A 16593-nucleotide genomic window follows, 5' to 3' on the forward strand; every position below is an offset into this window, starting at 1 on the left:
AACGATCCGCTTGCGTGTTTAGCAAACTTAACTTCTTATGGTTTGACTACTCTTAAGGCAACACAAATGGGCGAGCAGAAGGATCATCCGAGAAATAGAGAATCAAGTGATCGTCATCTTCATCTAAGTCTCGGGGTGCCATCTCGGCCCCGCTTATCGTCAAACCCCGGCTCAGCCAATGCTCAAAGATATTCCGAGAGTTGTTTGGTTCGAGCAGAAGTCGGAATTGCTTTTCCGTCATTCGGCCGGCGAGGAGGTCGAGTAACATTCTTGCGGGAAACTCAATTCGCAGATCATCTTTCCCTGTGGTGCTCTTGATGGTCATACCTAGATACTGCCCTCTCGAGTTTGGTTGGAAGGAGCCTTGTCGAAATAGCGACCTAGCTTGGTAACCTTCGTAGTGGGGTGCCGGGAGCGAACTGGCTATCTCTTCCAACGCAGGAGGCGGATCGGGCAGCTTGGATGTTCCGAAGAAACTCACGTTCCACCGGCGACGTTTCCGTCCGATAATGTCAGTTTCACCAAATCCAGAGCTGTCTTTGCAAGGCGAGAACACGACGATTGCGTCGACCTCTTCACTGTATTTGGCAACAAAGTGGCTGATAATCTGAGACCCAGAGAAGGTTAGTTGGCTACCGTACGTTTCTCTCCCCTCTCCAATTCTTCTCAGCAAGGTAGAACCGACATCGGCAACAAAGATGACCCGCAAGGTGTCTGCGTGTGCTGCCTTGAGTTGTCGCTTCTTTCTACGCAGCAGTCCAAATAGTGGATTGCCCTCAAGAGAGTGGGTCTCAGGCGGCATGCTGCTATGGATGTTGTGGTACCGCGTTTGACGGTACGATTTCCGCTCCACGGTCACGTCAAGTCCTGCATCGCTCAGCCTGATTCTTTGGGTCAATGATCTTCCGCTCGAGACCCATTGCGCCAACGCTTGTTTGATATGTTCCCGCAGTTCATAGTTCTTTGGTGCCATGCGTTTCCGGAAATACTGACCTCTCTCGAACCCACTTTCCTCCGCGAAACTGAAATAGAGAAAGTTCCCGCTACCTTTCTCCGCTTCGTTTGCCGCCGCACTCATTTGCCGTGCGATCGCGTCCATCTCTTCTTCGCCGGAAATCGCGTTATCGTTTGTCGCGGCTATTTCGATCGCTGCCTCGCGTCCGGGCACTAGCCTATCGGTAACGATATCGGGGCGCTTTTGATCACCCCACCATTCGGGCTCGATTTCAAGGCCACCCAAACGTCCAGTAGCCCAGACAAGAGCCAGTTCCATTTCTGCTGGAAGTGCCTGCGCGACATACTTTGTATCGTTAAGTCGGCGCAAGAGATCGCGACCCTTCTGCGGGTCGAGCGTGGGGGCGAGCTGGTCGAGCATTGTTTGTATCCGCCGACGCGCAAAAATCGTCATTACTTACCCTTAACAACCATCTATACTACAAAAGCCGATGCCTCAGAACAAAAGCCATCACTACGTGCCGCAAATGTATATGCGTCTATTCGCGCGTGCTGGCGACAACAGAATCGGCGTCTTTGCGATCGAACGCGAAAAGTTCATCCCCAACGCTCCGATACGCGGTCAAGCGTGCCGGGACTACTTCTATGGCAAGGATGGCCTCGCCGAGCGCGCCTTTGGTAGAATCGAAGGACCTGCCGCACGTATATTCGCTCGTGCGATCGCCGAGCGCCAACTGCCGACCACAGGGAGTCAGGAGCATGAATGGCTGATCTTTTATCTTGGCATGCAGCACTCTCGCACTCTCGGCGCTGCTGAGCAGCACAATGAGATTTCGGAAAAGGCCGCTAAATCGGTGCTCCGGACAAAGGCCGAGCTTGAGGGAAATCAAGAAGTTATCGACGCACTTGCAAGGGTTAAGATCAGACGTTCAAACGCCGTTTCCGAGCTCGTGCAATACGCGACAATTGGTGCCTCCTTGCTTGCCGATCTCGAATTTGTGCTCATAGATAACTCATGTACGACGCCTTTCATTGCCTCGGACACGCCGGTTGTCCTCCACAACAGGCTCTATGAAGACCAGGACATAAGCGTGACAGGCTATGCCAATGTCGGATTGCAGCTATTTTTGCCGCTTGGACCAAAGCTTGCGCTGTTTGGTTTCGACCGCGCCGCCTACCAGGTCGAGACAAACGCGCGCGGCACTATTCAACTTTTTGATGATGCGCAGGTCGCGCTTATTAATGACCTTCAGTGGGAGGCGGCGCAGGCCGCACTATTCAGTTCAGCAAGCACATCGGAACGCGAATTTTTAGCCTCGGCTTTGAAGTGGGCTAAGCTCAGAAAGAGAGAACGAACATTTTTCCGCGAGGAGATTGTCGCGCAATCAGAAAGTGAAGTGCGGACGCGGCATGGATCGGGCGCCGCACCATCAACAATCAAGCTCGACCTCTCGTTCGTTCGTTGCATATTGACCCGTCCGAGAACACTGAGGGCTTGGGAAGTGCCGCCATTCCGCGATGCGGATCGCGTTGCGCGTGTTGACCGCGCGTTTGCACGTTTGGATATGTTGAACGAGTTGAGGGAGCAGTGAGAGATGCCAGAACCGCCGAATGATCGGTTCGGGCCAGAGGGGATTACACGCTGGGACCGCGACACTGAAAGTTGGGTCACGTTTGATCCATTCCCAAGAAAGTCTGAATTTCGATGTGCGCCAGCGGGTTTGTGCATCTATTGCGGTGCTACCACGTACACAAAGGAGGGAGGAAAGCTGCACGAAGAGCATGTCGTGCCGCTCTCTATCAACGGGAACTTTGTGTTCCCTGAGGCTAGTTGCAGGAGCTGCGAGCAAATCACTGGTCGCAATGAGGCAATGATAATGCGCGGTGGCTTTCGAGCCGTGAGGGAATACCTTCAGCTTCGATCACGGACTAAGAAGCGGCCCCTCGAACTGCCTTTGTTCGATGTGAACCGCATCGAGGGCAATAAGGTCATGGTTCCGGTCGATGACTATCCTGTGATGTGGATGATACCTCGTTTTGATCTTCCAGGGGTTTTGAGGCCGCCTGGTTATGCTTCTGTGGGTAATCCACCGCCTTGGTCGACAGCGTTAAACTTTGACCTCGAGAAGCTTGCAAAGCACGGCATCGAGAACTTCACGACGAACAGAATGGACGTGTTCGCCTTCGTTAGGATGATTGCGAAGATCGGACACGCTCTCGCGGTTGCCCGTTACGGACCGGATTATTTTGTCCCTTTCTTACGCGACATCATTTTGGAGGACGCAGGCCCAGAAGCTTTCGAGTACGTTGGCGGTCGTCCCGAAGTACCGCACGAGACTGACGAGTTACACGGTTTGACCTTGCGGACGCTCAGAGTCGGCAGGCGTATTCTGCTCGTCGCGGAGGTCCGACTCTTTGCAACCCTAGGAGCTCCGGTCCATATGGCTGTGGTTGGTGAAATCCGGGACTGAAGCGTGCGAACAATTGTCCCAAACTGCCAATGGAAAGCGCGCCAGTTCGCAACTGTGCTCCCTGGCAATGACCTCTGCCGACGATGACCATCTTTGAGTCTAGCTCGTCGGCATTTTGGATGTAGTGCGTTCAATCACCATTTTTGGGGGGAGGTGTCCGAGAGTATGAACATTTTCATTTGGGGCGCAAAGCAGCCATACAAGTAACTATCTCACTATTCTGTGACCCCATTGGGACCCACGAACGGTCGCTGACTGAACCAATCGCCAATAACTCATTGAAAAAATGGTGGACGCACTAGGGTTCGAACCTAGGACCCGCTGATTAAGAGTCAGCTGCTCTACCAACTGAGCTATGCGTCCGTACCGATCCATCTCGGTCTGCGTGAGTGGGAGCGTCTGTAGCAGAGGTCCGAATCACGCGATTCCCGCTTGGGTCGCCGCATATAACGCGCCGCTTCGGGAATGAAAGCCTTTATCCTGCTGCTTGTACGTCAGGGCGCGCCAGAGCGGATTCGAATCGCTTGCTCGCATCTTCGCTCAGCGTGATCCGCGATTCGAAGGCATCGCTCAGATCGCGCTCGATCATGACGGTCCCGGCATTCTCCAGCTGCGCCGCAACATTAAGGGCCTCGGCCTGGCTCAGATCGCAGATCGTGTGCAATTGACGCAGGCTGGTTTGCAGACCTGCCTTCTGACGATTGTGGAGCGCCTCACTCACCTCAATCATCCGGATGGTGACGGGTTGCGCAGCATCGACTCCCGCCCCTCTAGAAAGGGTTAAGTTGCGACAAACGCGTGAAATTGCAGTCCGCAGGCGGAGCATGGCAAAACCTCGATTGAGCGATCAGACAAATGCCTGACGGCAGGGCGCAAATTGGGGGGAGCACACCTGCCGCCAGGGCTTGAACGCTCAACGTTTCCTCCAGTGCAACTGGTGGATGCGACCCGAACGCCCAGGCTCCTTCGAGCCTTGTCCCCATATTGCCGTTCCTTACGTAAACGGAAAGTCGCCCAGTTGGGGGACGTGTGGTATCAAGATGTATCATGCAGCGGTATTTCGATCAGATCGATGCCTTGAATGACATCGGGGCCGTGCTCGGCTTTGCGAGAGATATCTTCGCAGAGCAGGGCATTGTCAGGATGAGCTATCATGTGACGCCACTTTTCGGGGAGCCCAATTCTATTGCGACGGCTGTCTATGCGGACGGCTTCACCAAAGAATGGCTGGCCTGTTATGATCGCGAAGGGTTTCGCTCATCAGACCCGATTCCTGGCCGCGTTATGGCAAGCGGCAAGATGATGACGTGGCAAGAAGCGCAGCAAGCGGCTCCCAACAGCGCAGCCAATGAAGCCTATTTCGAGGCGATGCACGAGCACGGCCTGATCCATGGCTTTGGCATAGCCCTGTTCGGGCCGGGTGGGCGCGATGCCTATGCCGGGTTTGACTTCGAAAAGCCGGTGGGGGAGGTCGCAGCAGATAAGATCGGGACCGTGCGCAGCGTTGCGCAAGCAGGGCATCAGCGGATTTGCATGCTGCTGGAGCAAGCGACACCGACGCCCGCTCTGTCCGAACGCGAGATTGAAGTGCTCACATGGGCAGCACGCGGCAAGTCGCAAAGCACGATTGCGACCATCCTCGATATCTCGCCTGATACGGTGAAGACGTACTCCAAACGCATCTATGCCAAGCTTGATGTGACTGACCGGGTGGGCGCGGTTGTGAAGGCGCTCAGGCTGGGACTGGTGAAGGTCTAGCGCGCGCTAGCCCGACAACCCGCTACCCCGACAGGCCGCCGCGCGGTGCATTGCGGTTCCAGCGATTGACCATCATCAGCGCGCCGATGCAGATCATGTTGGTCATCATCGACGATCCGCCATGGCTCATAAAGGGCAGCGGGATGCCCACCACAGGCGCCATGCCCATCACCATCAGCAGATTGACCGCGATGTAGAAGAATATCGTCGCCACCATCCCGGCGGCAAGCAGGCTGGCAAACCGGTCCCGGCTTTCACGCGCGACCCTTAGGCCCCAGCGCAGAATGATGCTGAATACTGCCAGCACGAACAATCCGCCGACCAGCCCCCATTCCTCTGCCATGGTGGCAAAGACAAAGTCGGTATGCGGCTCTGGCAGATATTGCAGGTGGCTTTGCGAGCCATTGTTGAAACCCTTGCCGAACAATCCGCCTGACCCGATTGCGATCTTGGACTGGGTGATGTGATAGCCAGCACCCAGCGCGTCTTCTTCAGGGTTGAACATCGTGAGCACGCGGCGCTGCTGATATTCCTGAAGCCCGAAGAAGAAGATGAGCGGAGCCGCCGCAACCGCTGCCGTCCCCCCCGCAATGAACCAGCGCAGCGGAAGGCCCGCGAGCAGCATCACGACCGCTCCGCCAAACGCAATCGCCAACGAGGTTCCGAGATCTGGCTGCAAGAGGACCAACGCCATCGGAACCGCAATCATTGCGCCGGGCAGCACAATTGCCCGCCAGCTGGAGATCAGGCCGACCGGCAGAGTTGAATAGAACTGCGCGAGCGTGACCACGATCACCGGCTTCATTAGCTCCGATGGCTGCAGCACCATGAAACCAAGATCCAGCCAGCGCTGGCTTCCACCTCGCAGTGCGCCCATTGCCTCCACTCCGACCAGCATCAGCAGCACCGCGATATAGGCGGGATAGGTCATGAACCGGACGAGCTCGCGCGGGAATGAGGCGATCACCGCCGCCATCACCAGAAAGACGCTGAAACGGATGAGGTGAGAGGATGCGAACGGGTCCATCGAACCGCCCGCTGCCGAGAACAGCACCGCTGCGCCGAAAGCGACCAGCATGAAGAGCGGGATCAACATCTCCCACGGCTGACGCGCAATCGGTTCTGGAATTATGCCTCCGCGCGCACTCATTCTGTCGGCTCCGCAGTGGGGGCGGGTGTGAGCGCATCAGGGGGAGGGGTGCCAACCGCATTCTGGTCCTCGCGCGGCGCGACGAACTCATCGGCGATCTGCTCGGATTGCTGGGCTGCGACGCGTGCTTCTGCTTCCACCCGGTCGAAAATATCCTCATCACGGCGGGGAGGGGCGACGACGGTTGCGCCGCGCTCGGCGGCATAGGCGGCGTAGCGTTGCTCAAGCCGTTCCTGCGCGGTGCCGCCCCATTGCCGCTCGAGAGCGCTCAAAGCCTCCAGGCCCTTTTGCGGGTCGAACATGAAGGTCATCACGTCGCGCGCAATGGGATAGGCAGAACCCGACCCGCCGCCATGTTCGATCACCACCGCGCCAGCATAGCGCGGGTTTTCGGTGGGCGCGAAGAAGGTGAAAAGGCCGTGATCGCGGTACTTCCACGGGCCGCTGCGCCCGTCTGAAATGCTCAGCGAGACAACTTGCGCGGTGCCGGTCTTGCCTGCGATCTGAACGTCAGGGATTGGCAGCTGTGCGCGCCGCGCAGTGCCCGCGCCGTTCACAACATTGCTCATCGCCTGGCGCACATGGGCAATATCTTCCGGCCTGAAATTGTAATCGGCAGGATCAACATCCGCGCCGTCGAGCACAAGGCGCGGATTGAGCCGCTTGCCGGTCGCAAGCCGCGCAGTCATCACCGCCAATTGCAGCGGGCTTGCGAGGTAATAGCCCTGACCGATCGAGGCGTTAACCGTGTCATAGGCCGCCCATTCGCGCCCGAACTTGTTGAACTTCCATTCCGGCGTCGGGACGGTGCCGTAGAACTGGCTGGTCACGGGAAGTGGGAATTCCTGCCCCATGCCCAGATCCTTGGCCATTTCCGCCACTGCGTCGAACCCGATTTGCTGGGCGAAGTGGTAGAAATAGCTGTCGCAGCTCTGAGCAATCGCGCGGTCCATATTCACGACGCCGTGATTGCTGTGACAATTGAAGAAGCGGTTGCCGATCCGCCGGCCGCCGCCGCACACAATCGTCTCGCTGGGGTCAATTCCGGCCTTGAGAAATGCCATGCAATGCATCGGCTTGACCGTGGAGCCGGGCGGGTAGAGGCCTTTCAAAACCTTGTTGCGCAAAGGCACGCGCTGATCCTCGCGCAGCATCGCATATTCGACGCTGCCAATCCCGTCGGAGAAACTGTTCGGGTCAAAGCTGGGCATGCTTGCCATGCAGAGCAGATCGCCCGTCCGGCAGTCCATCACCACCACCGATCCGCTCTCAAGCCCGATGCGGCGTGCGGCGTAATCCTGCAGCGGCCCGTCGATGGTGAGCTGCACCGGATCGCCCTGAATGTCGTCGCGCGTTTCGAGATCGCGCACGATCCGTCCCCCTGCGGTCACTTCGACCCGCCGCGCTCCCGGAACGCCGCGCAGATCCTGTTCGAACTGACGCTCCAGCCCGTCCTTGCCGATTTTATAGCCCGGCGTGATCAGCAGCGGGTTGCGCTCTTCCTCGTCATATTCCTCGGCATTGGCGGGGCCGACATAGCCGATCAGATGGCCGACCGAGGATGCGGTGGGGTAGAAGCGCGAGAAGCCGCGCTGCGGGATCACGCCCTGCATATCGGGCAGGCGGACGCTGAGCGCGGCGAATTGTTCGTATTCCAGCCCGCTTGCGACCTCGACCGGTTGATAGCCGCTGCTCGCCTCGATCTTGGCCTTGAGGTCGGCGATCCGCGCTTCACCAAGCTCGAGAAGCTGGCCAAGTCTGTCGATTGTCGCATCGGGATCGTTCAGCCGTTCGGGGATCACATCGACGCGGAAATCGGCGCGATTGGAGGCGAGCGGCGCGCCGTTACGGTCGAGTATCCACCCGCGGCGCGGCGGGATCAGCGTCAGATTGACACGGTTGCTTTCGGATTCGAGCCGGTATTTCTCATTCTCGGCAATCGCGAGATAGCCCATCCGCACCGCCAGCAGCACACCGATACCGCCCTGAATGCCGCCGATGACCATCGCCCGCCGGTCGAATGTGTGCTTCAGCATCGAAGCGTTGATCGGGACGCTGCGTTTCTGCGCGCCGCTGCGCTGCTTGAACGATCTCTTCACCCGATCCTCCGCGTGCGCGAAAGGCGGAAACGGTCGAGCCACGCAATCACCCGCGCGATCAGCGGGTACAGCAGGATCGCCAGCAGGATTTGCGGGATCGCCGCGATGAAGAGATGCGCGCTCAAAGTCGCGCCTGAGATGGTCATGGCAGCGATGATATAGAGCAAGATGCCAAGACCGGCGGTGAACCAGTCCTGCCAAAACCCGCGCCACGGAAAGCGCGTTTCGACGATTTCCAGTGCAATCATGGTGAGCGAATATAGCAGAATTCCGCTGCCAAAAGGCTGACCGCTGAACAGATCATCCAACGCGCCAAGCGGCACTCCAACCCAAAGCGGCATGAGACCGGGCCGCATCAACCTCCACCCAAGGAACAGGATAAAGCCGAGCGGCGGCGCGAGCGGCATCACATCGGCGATCAGCAGGAACGGCAGAAGCGATCCAAGTGCAATCGAGATGTAGGGGACGCTGTTCGCGCGCAGCGGGGATTCAACGCGGTTGATCCCGCCAGATCCATAGGCGCGGTGACGGACGGGTGGATCGAGCCGGTCGATCAATCCTCCAGCTCCGCATCGGTCAATTCATCTCGTGCGCGCACTTCGCTGGCATCGACAGCAAGCGGTTCGTAAATCGGCTCGACATTGACATAGTTTGTGGCGGATGGCTCCGCGATCAGCTGCGCGATCCCGCCATCAGGGGTCAGCTCGCTCAGCACCGCGACCGCGACGCCGGGGCGGTAATATCCGCCTGCCCCGCTGGTGACGAAGACGTCGCCGACTTCAAGCGGGTTCAGCCCGAGGTTGATAAGCCGGATGCGCAGCAGGCCGTCTCCGCGCCCTTCGGCAAAGGCGACGGTCTGGTCCGAAGCGCGGCGCACCGGCAGCACGCTCTCAGTGTCAGTCAGCAGCAGAATGCGCGAGGAGCTGCGCGCGGTTTCGAGCACGCGCCCGATCACGCCGCGCTCCGAATGGACCGGCATCCCGATCTCGACGCCTTCCGAAGCGCCGACCCCGATATAGGCAAAGCGCCGCGCGCTCGACGAGCTGGAGCCGACGAGCCGTGTGGTGGCGATAGGAGCGGCTTCTTCGGTGCTGAGCCCGAGCAGCGCTTTCAAACGCCGGTTTTCGGCTTCGACGGCTTCGGCTTCTGCGAGACGGATGCGGGCGACTTCTACCTCGCGGCGCAAAGCAGCGTTTTGGCTTGCGGCATTCCAGTAACCCGCGATCGAATCCGCCGCATTATTGCGGCCTGCGCGCACGGTAGCGGTGGCTTCACCAGCAGGAGCCACAACTTCACTCGCACCGCTGCGCAAGGGCTGGAGCGCGCCCGGTTGCCACAGAGATAATGCCAGCAAGGCAAGGCCCAGCAGCGCGCCAAGGGTCGCCAGCAAATATCCGGTAAAGACCGAATATTGCTGCTTTCTCGAAAAGCCTGATCGACGCGATGATGGCGGCGCCATGGCCTCTTACTTCCCTTGTTTCATCTCCCGCGTCCGTTCCCGCGTGGATTGGTGTTACGCGGTCATCAAGACGCCGCGATAGATCGGATCTTCCATAGCCCGGCCTGTGCCGATGGCGACGCAGGTGAGCGGGTCTTCGGCGATGGAGACAGGCAGGCCGGTTTCCTCGCGCAAATGCTCGTCCAGACGGCGGATCAACGCGCCGCCGCCGGTGAGCACGATGCCCTGATCGACAATGTCAGCGGCCAGTTCCGGCGCGGTGTTTTCCAGCGCAATGCGCACGCCTTCGACAATCGCACCGATAGGCTCGGACAAAGCCTCTGCAATATGCGCCTGGTTGATCGTGATTTCCTTGGGCACGCCGTTCACAAGATCGCGGCCCTTCAGCGTGATGGTTTCGCCGACGCCGTCTTCGGGAACCATTGCAATGCCGTAATCCTTCTTGATCCGCTCAGCCGTCGCATCGCCGATCAGCAGGTTGTGGTGCCGGCGGACGTAAGAGACGATGGCTTCGTCCATCTTGTCGCCGCCAGTGCGAACGCTGGTGGTGTAGGCAAGCCCGCGCAGTGAAAGCACAGCGACTTCGGTCGTGCCGCCGCCAATATCGACCACCATCGAACCAACCGGCTCAGTCACCGGCATGTCTGCGCCGATTGCTGCGGCCATGGGTTCAAGGATCAGATACACTTCCGATGCGCCCGCATTCGACGCCGCGTCGCGGATCGCGCGCTTCTCGACCGAGGTCGAACCTGAGGGAACGCAGATCACAATCTCGGGATAGCGGAACAGGTTGCGCTTTCCATGGACCTTGCGGATGAAGTGCTTGATCATCTCCTCGGCGATTTCGATGTCGGCGATCACGCCGTCGCGAAGGGGGCGGATCGCTTCGATGGAATCGGGAGTCTTGCCCATCATCATCTTCGCGTCATCGCCCACGGCCTTGACCCGTTTGATCCCGTTGATCGTCTCGATTGCGACCACCGAAGGCTCATCGAGGACGATGCCCTGATCCTGGACATAAACCAGCGTGTTGGCTGTCCCGAGATCGATGGCCATGTTCTGCGAACCGAATTTGAAGAGATTGGCAAAAAAGCTCATTTTTTTGTTTTTCCGTAGTGCCGATATGTTGCGCGGATGGCCTGCGAAGACCCGATGCGCAATCTGAAAATGACGTGATCTGTTGCGCCTAGCGAAACCTTGGCAAAATTGCTAAAATTTTCGTTGATGGGATTAGGTATTTTCCCCCGTAGCACTCGAATTTGCGGCGTGTGACGTCTAGCTTGCGACAAATGCCCCAAATTCGCCGCCTCCCCAATGCACTTGTGAACCGGATTGCCGCCGGTGAAGTGGTCGAACGGCCCGCCGCTGCGCTCAAGGAACTGGTCGAAAACGCGATTGATGCCGGCGCTCGGCGAATCGCTGTGGCGCTGACCGATGGCGGGCTGACGCGGCTTGAAGTCACCGATGATGGCTGCGGGATGTCGCCTGCGGATATGGAGCTGGCGCTGGAACGCCACGCGACTTCCAAACTGCCGGATGAGGCGATCGAGATGGTGGCCACGCTCGGCTTTCGCGGAGAGGCCTTGCCCTCGATTGCCAGTGTCGCGCGGTTGACGTTGGAAAGCCGCCCTCAAGGCGCCGCTGATGGCTGGCGGCGCATCGTGAATCATGGCAAGCTGGTAGAGGATGGACCGGCGGCTTTGCCCGTGGGCACGCGCGTTCGGGTCGAGCAGATCTTTGCCAAGGTTCCTGCACGCCGCAAATTCCTGCGCACGGCCCGCAGCGAATACATTGCCTGCCTTGATGTCACCCGCCGCCTGGCCATGGCGCGGCCTGACATTGCCTTCACTTTGGAGAACGGCGCAGAGGGCAAGTCGCGCAAGGCTTTGTCCACGCAAAGCGACGAGGCGCTTTCCACCCGCGTCGCCCAGATCATCGCGCGCGAACTCAAAGACAATGCGGTGGCCATCGAGCTGGAGCGCGAGACGCCACATGGAGCGATGCGGCTCACCGGAATTGCGGGTCTGCCGACCTACAATCGCGGGGTTGCCGATCACCAGTACCTCTTCGTCAATGGCCGTCCGGTAAAGGACAAGCTGCTGACCGGAGCGGTGCGCGGGGCTTACTCTGACATGCTTGCGCGCGATCGCCATGCTGTGCTTGCGCTGTTCCTCCACGTGCCGCCGCAGGATGTCGATGTGAACGTCCATCCGGCCAAGACTGAGGTCCGATTCCGCGATGCGACCGGCGTGCGCGGCTTTATCGTCTCCGGTTTGCGTCAGGCGCTTGCGTCCGGCGACCGGCGCAGTGCTCAGGGGCCGGACCGCGCGGCGATGGAGCGATGGCAGGCAGAACCGGAGCAACCCGCAGCTTTGCGCTCGATCTTTGAAGGGCACGACTGGAGCGCGCCGCAGCAGCACGTCGCTGAACCGCGCAGTGATTGGGCACCGCGCCAGCCTTTGCCTACAAGCGATGCTCTGCCGCAAGGCCGCGCTGAAGAAGCCGCTCCGCTCCCCGAGGACGCCGCGCAATTCCCGCTCGGCATTGCGCGCGGACAGGTCGCCAATACCTACATCGTTGCTGAAAGCGCTGACGGGTTGGTGCTGGTCGATCAACACGCAGCGCATGAGCGGCTTGTACTCGAACGCCTCAAAAGCGCCGGAGCTGCCGAGGCTACGCAGCGCTCGCAAGCCTTGCTCGTCCCCGATGTGGTCGAGATGGACGAGGCGGATTGCGACCGGCTCGAAGACGCAGCCGAGGGTCTTGCGCGTTATGGCCTCAGCGTAGAGCGGTTCGGACCGTCGGCGATGCTGGTGCGCGCGGTTCCCTCTGCCATTGCGAAGGCGGATTCAGCCAAGCTGCTGCGCGATCTCGCCGACGACATCGCCAAGCACGGCAAGCAGGAAGACAGCGGCTCGCTGCTTCTCGCCGAGCGGCTCGAATATGTGCTCGCAACAATGGCCTGCCACGGTTCGGTGCGCGCAGGGCGGGTGCTTAGCGTGGCCGAGATGAACGCTCTTTTGCGCGAAATGGAGGCCACCCCAAGGTCCGGCCAGTGCAATCACGGCCGCCCGACTTGGGTGAAGCTGAGCATGGAAGACGTCGAGAAATTGTTCGGGCGACATTGAGGAATTTGTGATGGTGAAATGGCTGAAGAGAATTGGATGGGCGCTGGCCCTCATTGCGTTGCTCTTCTGTGCGCTCCTGGCTGTCATGCTGCTTCCTGCGCATTTCCAGATCCGGTCCATCGAACCTGAGCTTCCGACCAAGGCGGAAATCACAAGCTTGATGAGTGCGGCGGACCGCCCGACCCGGATCAGCTATTTCGTCACCTCGGATCAGGAATCCGATGCGCGCACGCTGGGCCATTCCACCTTCGTGATCGAGTGGGAGGATGGCAAAATACTGCTCATCGACACCGGAATGGACCGCGCGAACGCTATTGAGTTTGGCGAGTTGTTTGAAACGCTCTTGGGCGCAGATCCGGCCACATTTTACGGCACGGTTCCGGACCTGATGGGAGATGACATTGCCCGCGTCGAAGGGATAGGCTTTACCCATTTGCACGTCGATCATGTGCAGGGGATCGAGGCGATTTGCGGCGAGATCGATCGCCCCGTAACCATCCTGCAAACAAGTGATCAGGCCACTGAGCACAATCTGCACACAAGCGAACAAGCCGACATGCTGGAGGCCAATAGCTGCGCGCAGCAGGTGCGATTGGCCGAAGGTGAGCGTGCATCGCCAGACTTCCCGGGCATCGGTATCTATCCGATGGGCGGCCACACGCCGGGCAGCACGATGTTTGCAGTGCCGGTAGGCGACACGCTCTGGCTTCTGTCAGGCGACATAGCCAATACCCGCGAAAATCTGGTTGAAAACCACCCCAAGGGGTTCTTCTACAGCTACCTGATGGTCCCTGAATACGAGGCGCGGCTGGAGCAAATCCGGCTGCTCTTGATGGAGTTCGACGCGGAACCGAACATCAACGTGATCGTCTCGCACGACGCCGAAGCGATTTCGGCGAGCGGGATGGAGCTTTGGGAGTAGGGCTAGGCAGCCGCGCGTGTGCTGGCTCGCTCTTCCTCCTCGACCGGCGTGACCTGTAGGCGGTTCCACAGGTCCAGTGCGGCGACTTTGTAGCCCTCGGCAAGGGTGGGATAGTTGAAACTGTTCTCGACGAAGTAGTCGATCGTTCCGCCCAGATTGATGACCGCTTGGCCGATATGGACAAGCTCGCTCGCGCCTTCGCCGATGACGTGGACGCCGATCAGCTTGCGCGTGGCGCGGTCGCAGATGAGCTTCAGGATGCCCGATTCCAAACCCATAATGTGCCCGCGTGACGTCTCGCGAAAGCGCGCAATGCCGCATTCGTAGGATATGCCCGCCTTGCGCGCATCTTCCTCGGTCAGGCCAACAGAGGACAATTCGGGCACGGCATAGACGCCGTAAGGCGGCTTTTGATCGTCGGTCTCGATCGCATTGCCAAAGGCGTGGCAAGCGACCGCGCGGCCTTGTTCCATCGAGGTTGAGGCAAGGCTGGGAAAGCCGATCACATCGCCGGCGGCATAGATATCGGGGTTGGCGGTCTGGAAGGTCGTGCGGTTGACTTCGAGCCGCCCGCGCTCATCAGCCTCAATCCCCACTTTCTCCAACCCAAGCCCGCCAATCGCGCCTTTGCGGCCCGCGGCAAAGAGCACCATTTCGGAGCCGATCAGCCGCCCGTCGCCCAGCTGGCAGATGGGATTGCCGCTTTCGCTGAAGTGGACATGGGTGAGGGTGCAGCCAAGCCGCAATGTGATCCCCCGCTCGCGCATCGAATGGATCAGGTGCTCAACGATCTCCCCGTCCATGAACTCGAGCAAGCGCTCGCGCGGTTCGATCAGCGTCACAGGAATGTCGAGCGCGCTGAAAATCGTCGCATATTCTAGCCCGATCACGCCCGCGCCCACCACCGTCAGGCTGCGCGGCATGCGCGGCTGCAGGATGAAAGTGTCGCTATCGAGGACATTGGTGGTGTTGAACGGAATATGGTCAGGCCTGAAAGGCGCGGTGCCGACCGAGATCAGCACTTTCTTGGCCTCGACCACTTCGGTCATTCGCGCATCGCCGCAAATGCTCTCGATAGCGATCTGGTTGGGACCGACAAAGCAGCCTCTGCCATTGGCGGTCTGCACGCCGTTGCGCGCAAACTGATGTTCGAGCACCGAAACCTCGTAATCGAAGGTCTTGGCGATCCTCTGATTGAGGTCGCTCGACTCAATCTTGTCCTTGGTGCGGTATCCCTGACCGTAAAACGCCCGCTCGCGCCAGCCTGACAGGTTGAGCGCTGTCTCGCGCAGGGTTTTGGAGGGGATCGTGCCGGTGTGGACGGAAACACCGCCCACCTTGCTGCGATCATCGACCACCAACACGCTGCGCCCAAGCTTTGCCGCTTGGATCGCTGCGCGCCTACCTGCGGGGCCAGCGCCCAGCACTACAAAATCATATTTGCTCATTCAGCCACAATGGGCCGAACATCACCAAGGTTGAGATAGCGCGACGCTACGCAAACAGACGTAAGGTCAGACGTTGAACTTGAACAGCATCACATCGCCGTCCTGCACGTCGTAATCCTTGCCTTCCTGGCGCATCTTGCCCGCTTCCTTCGCGCCCGCTTCTCCGTTCAGCGCGATGTAGTCGTCGTAAGCGATGGTTTCGGCGCGGATGAAGCCTTTTTCGAAATCGGTGTGGATTTCGCCCGCCGCTTGCGGAGCTTTCGCGCCTGCGGGGAAGGTCCATGCGCGCGATTCCTTGGGGCCGGCGGTGAAGAAGGTGTTGAGGCCCAGCAATGTGTATCCGGCGCGGATCACGCGGGCGAGGCCGCTTTCTTCAAGACCCAGCTCTGCGAGATACTCGGCGCGGTCTTCCATCGGCATCGAGATCAGTTCAGCCTCGATAGCGGCGGATACGACGACGGCCTGCGCGCCTTCGGCTTCGGCCTTGGCGAAGACGGCTTTGGTCATGGCGTTGCCGGTTGCGGCTTCGTCTTCGGCGACGTTGCAGACATAGAGGATCGGCTTTGCGGTCAGCAGCTGCGCCTGCGCGAACAGGCGCGCTTCCTCGTCATCCTTGGGTTCGGTCAGCCGAGCGGGCTTGCCGTCTTTCAGCAGTTCGAGCGCCTGTCCGAGAACGCTGGCGAGGATCTTCGCTTCCTTGTCACCGCCGGTCGCGCGCTTGGCTGCGGCCGGAACGCGCTTTTCGAGGCTTTCGAGGTCGGATAGCATCAGCTCGGTTTCGACCACTTCGGCGTCGGCAATCGGATCGACCTTGTTGGCGACGTGCTGGATATCGTCATCTTCAAAGCAGCGCAGGACGTGCACAATCGCATCGACTTCGCGGATATTGCCGAGGAACTGGTTGCCCAGACCTTCGCCCTGGCTCGCGCCTTTCACCAGACCCGCAATATCGACAAAGGCGAGCTGGGTGGCGACGACCTTCGCGCTCTTGGCAATGGCGGCGATTTTCTCAAGCCGCTCATCCGGCACTGCGACCTGCCCGACATTGGGCTCGATCGTGCAGAACGGATAATTCGCAGCCTGTGCGGCTTGCGTCTCGGTAAGAGCATTGAAAAGGGTGGACTTGCCGACATTGGGCAGGCCCACGATCCCGCAACGGAAACCCATGATTTTTCTCTAAACGCTAATGCTTGATCTGGAAGCG

At 59.4% G+C, this 16593-nt stretch carries 14 protein-coding genes and 1 tRNA gene; 5 read left to right on the forward strand and 10 right to left on the reverse strand.

The genetic code is table 11. From position 1 onward, the window contains the following. Positions 1-52 precede the first annotated feature (52 nt). Positions 53-1408 carry a hypothetical protein gene (locus tag Q0887_RS03865; RefSeq protein WP_299192481.1) on the reverse strand — a complete coding sequence of 452 codons (1356 nt, stop codon included), beginning with the start codon at positions 1406-1408 and terminating at the stop codon, positions 53-55. Positions 1409-1445: 37 nt separating this feature from the next. Between Q0887_RS03865 and Q0887_RS03870 the strand changes: the two genes are divergently transcribed. Beyond that, positions 1446-2546 carry a DUF4238 domain-containing protein gene (locus Q0887_RS03870; protein WP_299192483.1) on the forward strand — a complete coding sequence of 367 codons (1101 nt, stop codon included), beginning with the start codon at positions 1446-1448 and terminating at the stop codon, positions 2544-2546. Positions 2547-2909: 363 nt separating this feature from the next. After that, on the forward strand, positions 2910-3425 hold the full coding sequence (locus Q0887_RS03875; protein WP_299192485.1) for a hypothetical protein: 516 nt from the start codon (positions 2910-2912) through the stop codon (positions 3423-3425). A 287-nt stretch (positions 3426-3712) separates the two neighbouring features. Here the strand turns inward: Q0887_RS03875 and Q0887_RS03880 are convergent. Further along, a tRNA-Lys gene (locus tag Q0887_RS03880) sits at positions 3713-3788 on the reverse strand. Positions 3789-3900: 112 nt separating this feature from the next. Then, complete coding sequence (locus tag Q0887_RS03885) at positions 3901-4146, reverse strand: hypothetical protein (RefSeq protein WP_299192488.1); 246 nt, start codon at positions 4144-4146, stop codon at positions 3901-3903. A gap of 326 nt (positions 4147-4472) precedes the next feature. Between Q0887_RS03885 and Q0887_RS03890 the strand changes: the two genes are divergently transcribed. Next, positions 4473-5183 carry a LuxR family transcriptional regulator gene (locus tag Q0887_RS03890; RefSeq protein WP_299192490.1) on the forward strand — a complete coding sequence of 237 codons (711 nt, stop codon included), beginning with the start codon at positions 4473-4475 and terminating at the stop codon, positions 5181-5183. Positions 5184-5205: 22 nt separating this feature from the next. Here the strand turns inward: Q0887_RS03890 and rodA are convergent, their stop codons facing one another. The 5 genes from rodA to Q0887_RS03915 are packed head-to-tail and all read right to left on the reverse strand — an operon-like array spanning position 5206 to position 10989. Then, the gene (gene rodA / locus Q0887_RS03895) at positions 5206-6333 is read right to left on the reverse strand and encodes a rod shape-determining protein RodA (protein WP_299192493.1); all 1128 of its coding nucleotides are present in this window, start codon (positions 6331-6333) and stop codon (positions 5206-5208) included. Then, entirely contained in the window at positions 6330-8369 is a 2040-nt protein-coding gene (gene mrdA, locus Q0887_RS03900; protein ID WP_299195219.1) for a penicillin-binding protein 2, read from the reverse strand. The genes rodA and mrdA overlap by 4 nt, the downstream gene beginning before the upstream one ends. A 59-nt stretch (positions 8370-8428) precedes the next feature. Next, positions 8429-8989, reverse strand: a complete 561-nt coding sequence (locus Q0887_RS03905) for a rod shape-determining protein MreD (RefSeq protein WP_299192496.1) — start codon at positions 8987-8989, stop codon at positions 8429-8431. Then, positions 8986-9891 carry a rod shape-determining protein MreC gene (gene mreC, locus Q0887_RS03910; protein WP_299192498.1) on the reverse strand — a complete coding sequence of 302 codons (906 nt, stop codon included), beginning with the start codon at positions 9889-9891 and terminating at the stop codon, positions 8986-8988. The genes Q0887_RS03905 and mreC overlap by 4 nt, the downstream gene beginning before the upstream one ends. A 54-nt stretch (positions 9892-9945) precedes the next feature. Beyond that, positions 9946-10989, reverse strand: a complete 1044-nt coding sequence (locus tag Q0887_RS03915; protein ID WP_299192500.1) for a rod shape-determining protein — start codon at positions 10987-10989, stop codon at positions 9946-9948. Positions 10990-11180: 191 nt separating this feature from the next. Between Q0887_RS03915 and mutL the strand changes: the two genes are divergently transcribed. Then, complete coding sequence (mutL, locus tag Q0887_RS03920) at positions 11181-13019, forward strand: DNA mismatch repair endonuclease MutL (RefSeq protein WP_299192501.1); 1839 nt, start codon at positions 11181-11183, stop codon at positions 13017-13019. 160 nt (positions 13020-13179) lie between these two features. Further along, positions 13180-13941, forward strand: a complete 762-nt coding sequence (locus tag Q0887_RS03925; protein ID WP_299192503.1) for an MBL fold metallo-hydrolase — start codon at positions 13180-13182, stop codon at positions 13939-13941. A gap of 2 nt (positions 13942-13943) precedes the next feature. Here the strand turns inward: Q0887_RS03925 and sthA are convergent, their stop codons facing one another. Next, positions 13944-15389, reverse strand: a complete 1446-nt coding sequence (gene sthA, locus Q0887_RS03930) for a Si-specific NAD(P)(+) transhydrogenase (RefSeq protein WP_299192505.1) — start codon at positions 15387-15389, stop codon at positions 13944-13946. Positions 15390-15455: 66 nt separating this feature from the next. After that, positions 15456-16556: a redox-regulated ATPase YchF gene (gene ychF / locus Q0887_RS03935; protein ID WP_299192507.1), complete on the reverse strand. Its 1101-nt coding sequence runs from the start codon at positions 16554-16556 to the stop codon at positions 15456-15458. Positions 16557-16593 lie beyond the last annotated feature (37 nt).

Origin of the sequence: uncultured Erythrobacter sp., assembly GCF_947492365.1 — a bacterium.
Lineage (GTDB): Bacteria > Pseudomonadota > Alphaproteobacteria > Sphingomonadales > Sphingomonadaceae > Erythrobacter.

Coding starts and splice junctions, on each gene's coding strand:
- Q0887_RS03865 (WP_299192481.1), bottom strand. CDS start 1,408: ATGACGATTTTTGCGCGTCGGCGGATACAAACAATGCTCGACCAGCTC.
- Q0887_RS03870 (WP_299192483.1), top strand. CDS start 1,446: ATGCCTCAGAACAAAAGCCATCACTACGTGCCGCAAATGTATATGCGT.
- Q0887_RS03890 (WP_299192490.1), top strand. CDS start 4,473: ATGCAGCGGTATTTCGATCAGATCGATGCCTTGAATGACATCGGGGCC.
- rodA (WP_299192493.1), bottom strand. CDS start 6,333: ATGAGTGCGCGCGGAGGCATAATTCCAGAACCGATTGCGCGTCAGCCG.
- mrdA (WP_299195219.1), bottom strand. CDS start 8,369: ATGCTGAAGCACACATTCGACCGGCGGGCGATGGTCATCGGCGGCATT.
- mreC (WP_299192498.1), bottom strand. CDS start 9,891: ATGGCGCCGCCATCATCGCGTCGATCAGGCTTTTCGAGAAAGCAGCAA.
- Q0887_RS03915 (WP_299192500.1), bottom strand. CDS start 10,989: ATGAGCTTTTTTGCCAATCTCTTCAAATTCGGTTCGCAGAACATGGCC.
- mutL (WP_299192501.1), top strand. CDS start 11,181: ATGCCCCAAATTCGCCGCCTCCCCAATGCACTTGTGAACCGGATTGCC.
- Q0887_RS03925 (WP_299192503.1), top strand. CDS start 13,180: ATGAGTGCGGCGGACCGCCCGACCCGGATCAGCTATTTCGTCACCTCG.
- sthA (WP_299192505.1), bottom strand. CDS start 15,389: ATGAGCAAATATGATTTTGTAGTGCTGGGCGCTGGCCCCGCAGGTAGG.
- ychF (WP_299192507.1), bottom strand. CDS start 16,556: ATGGGTTTCCGTTGCGGGATCGTGGGCCTGCCCAATGTCGGCAAGTCC.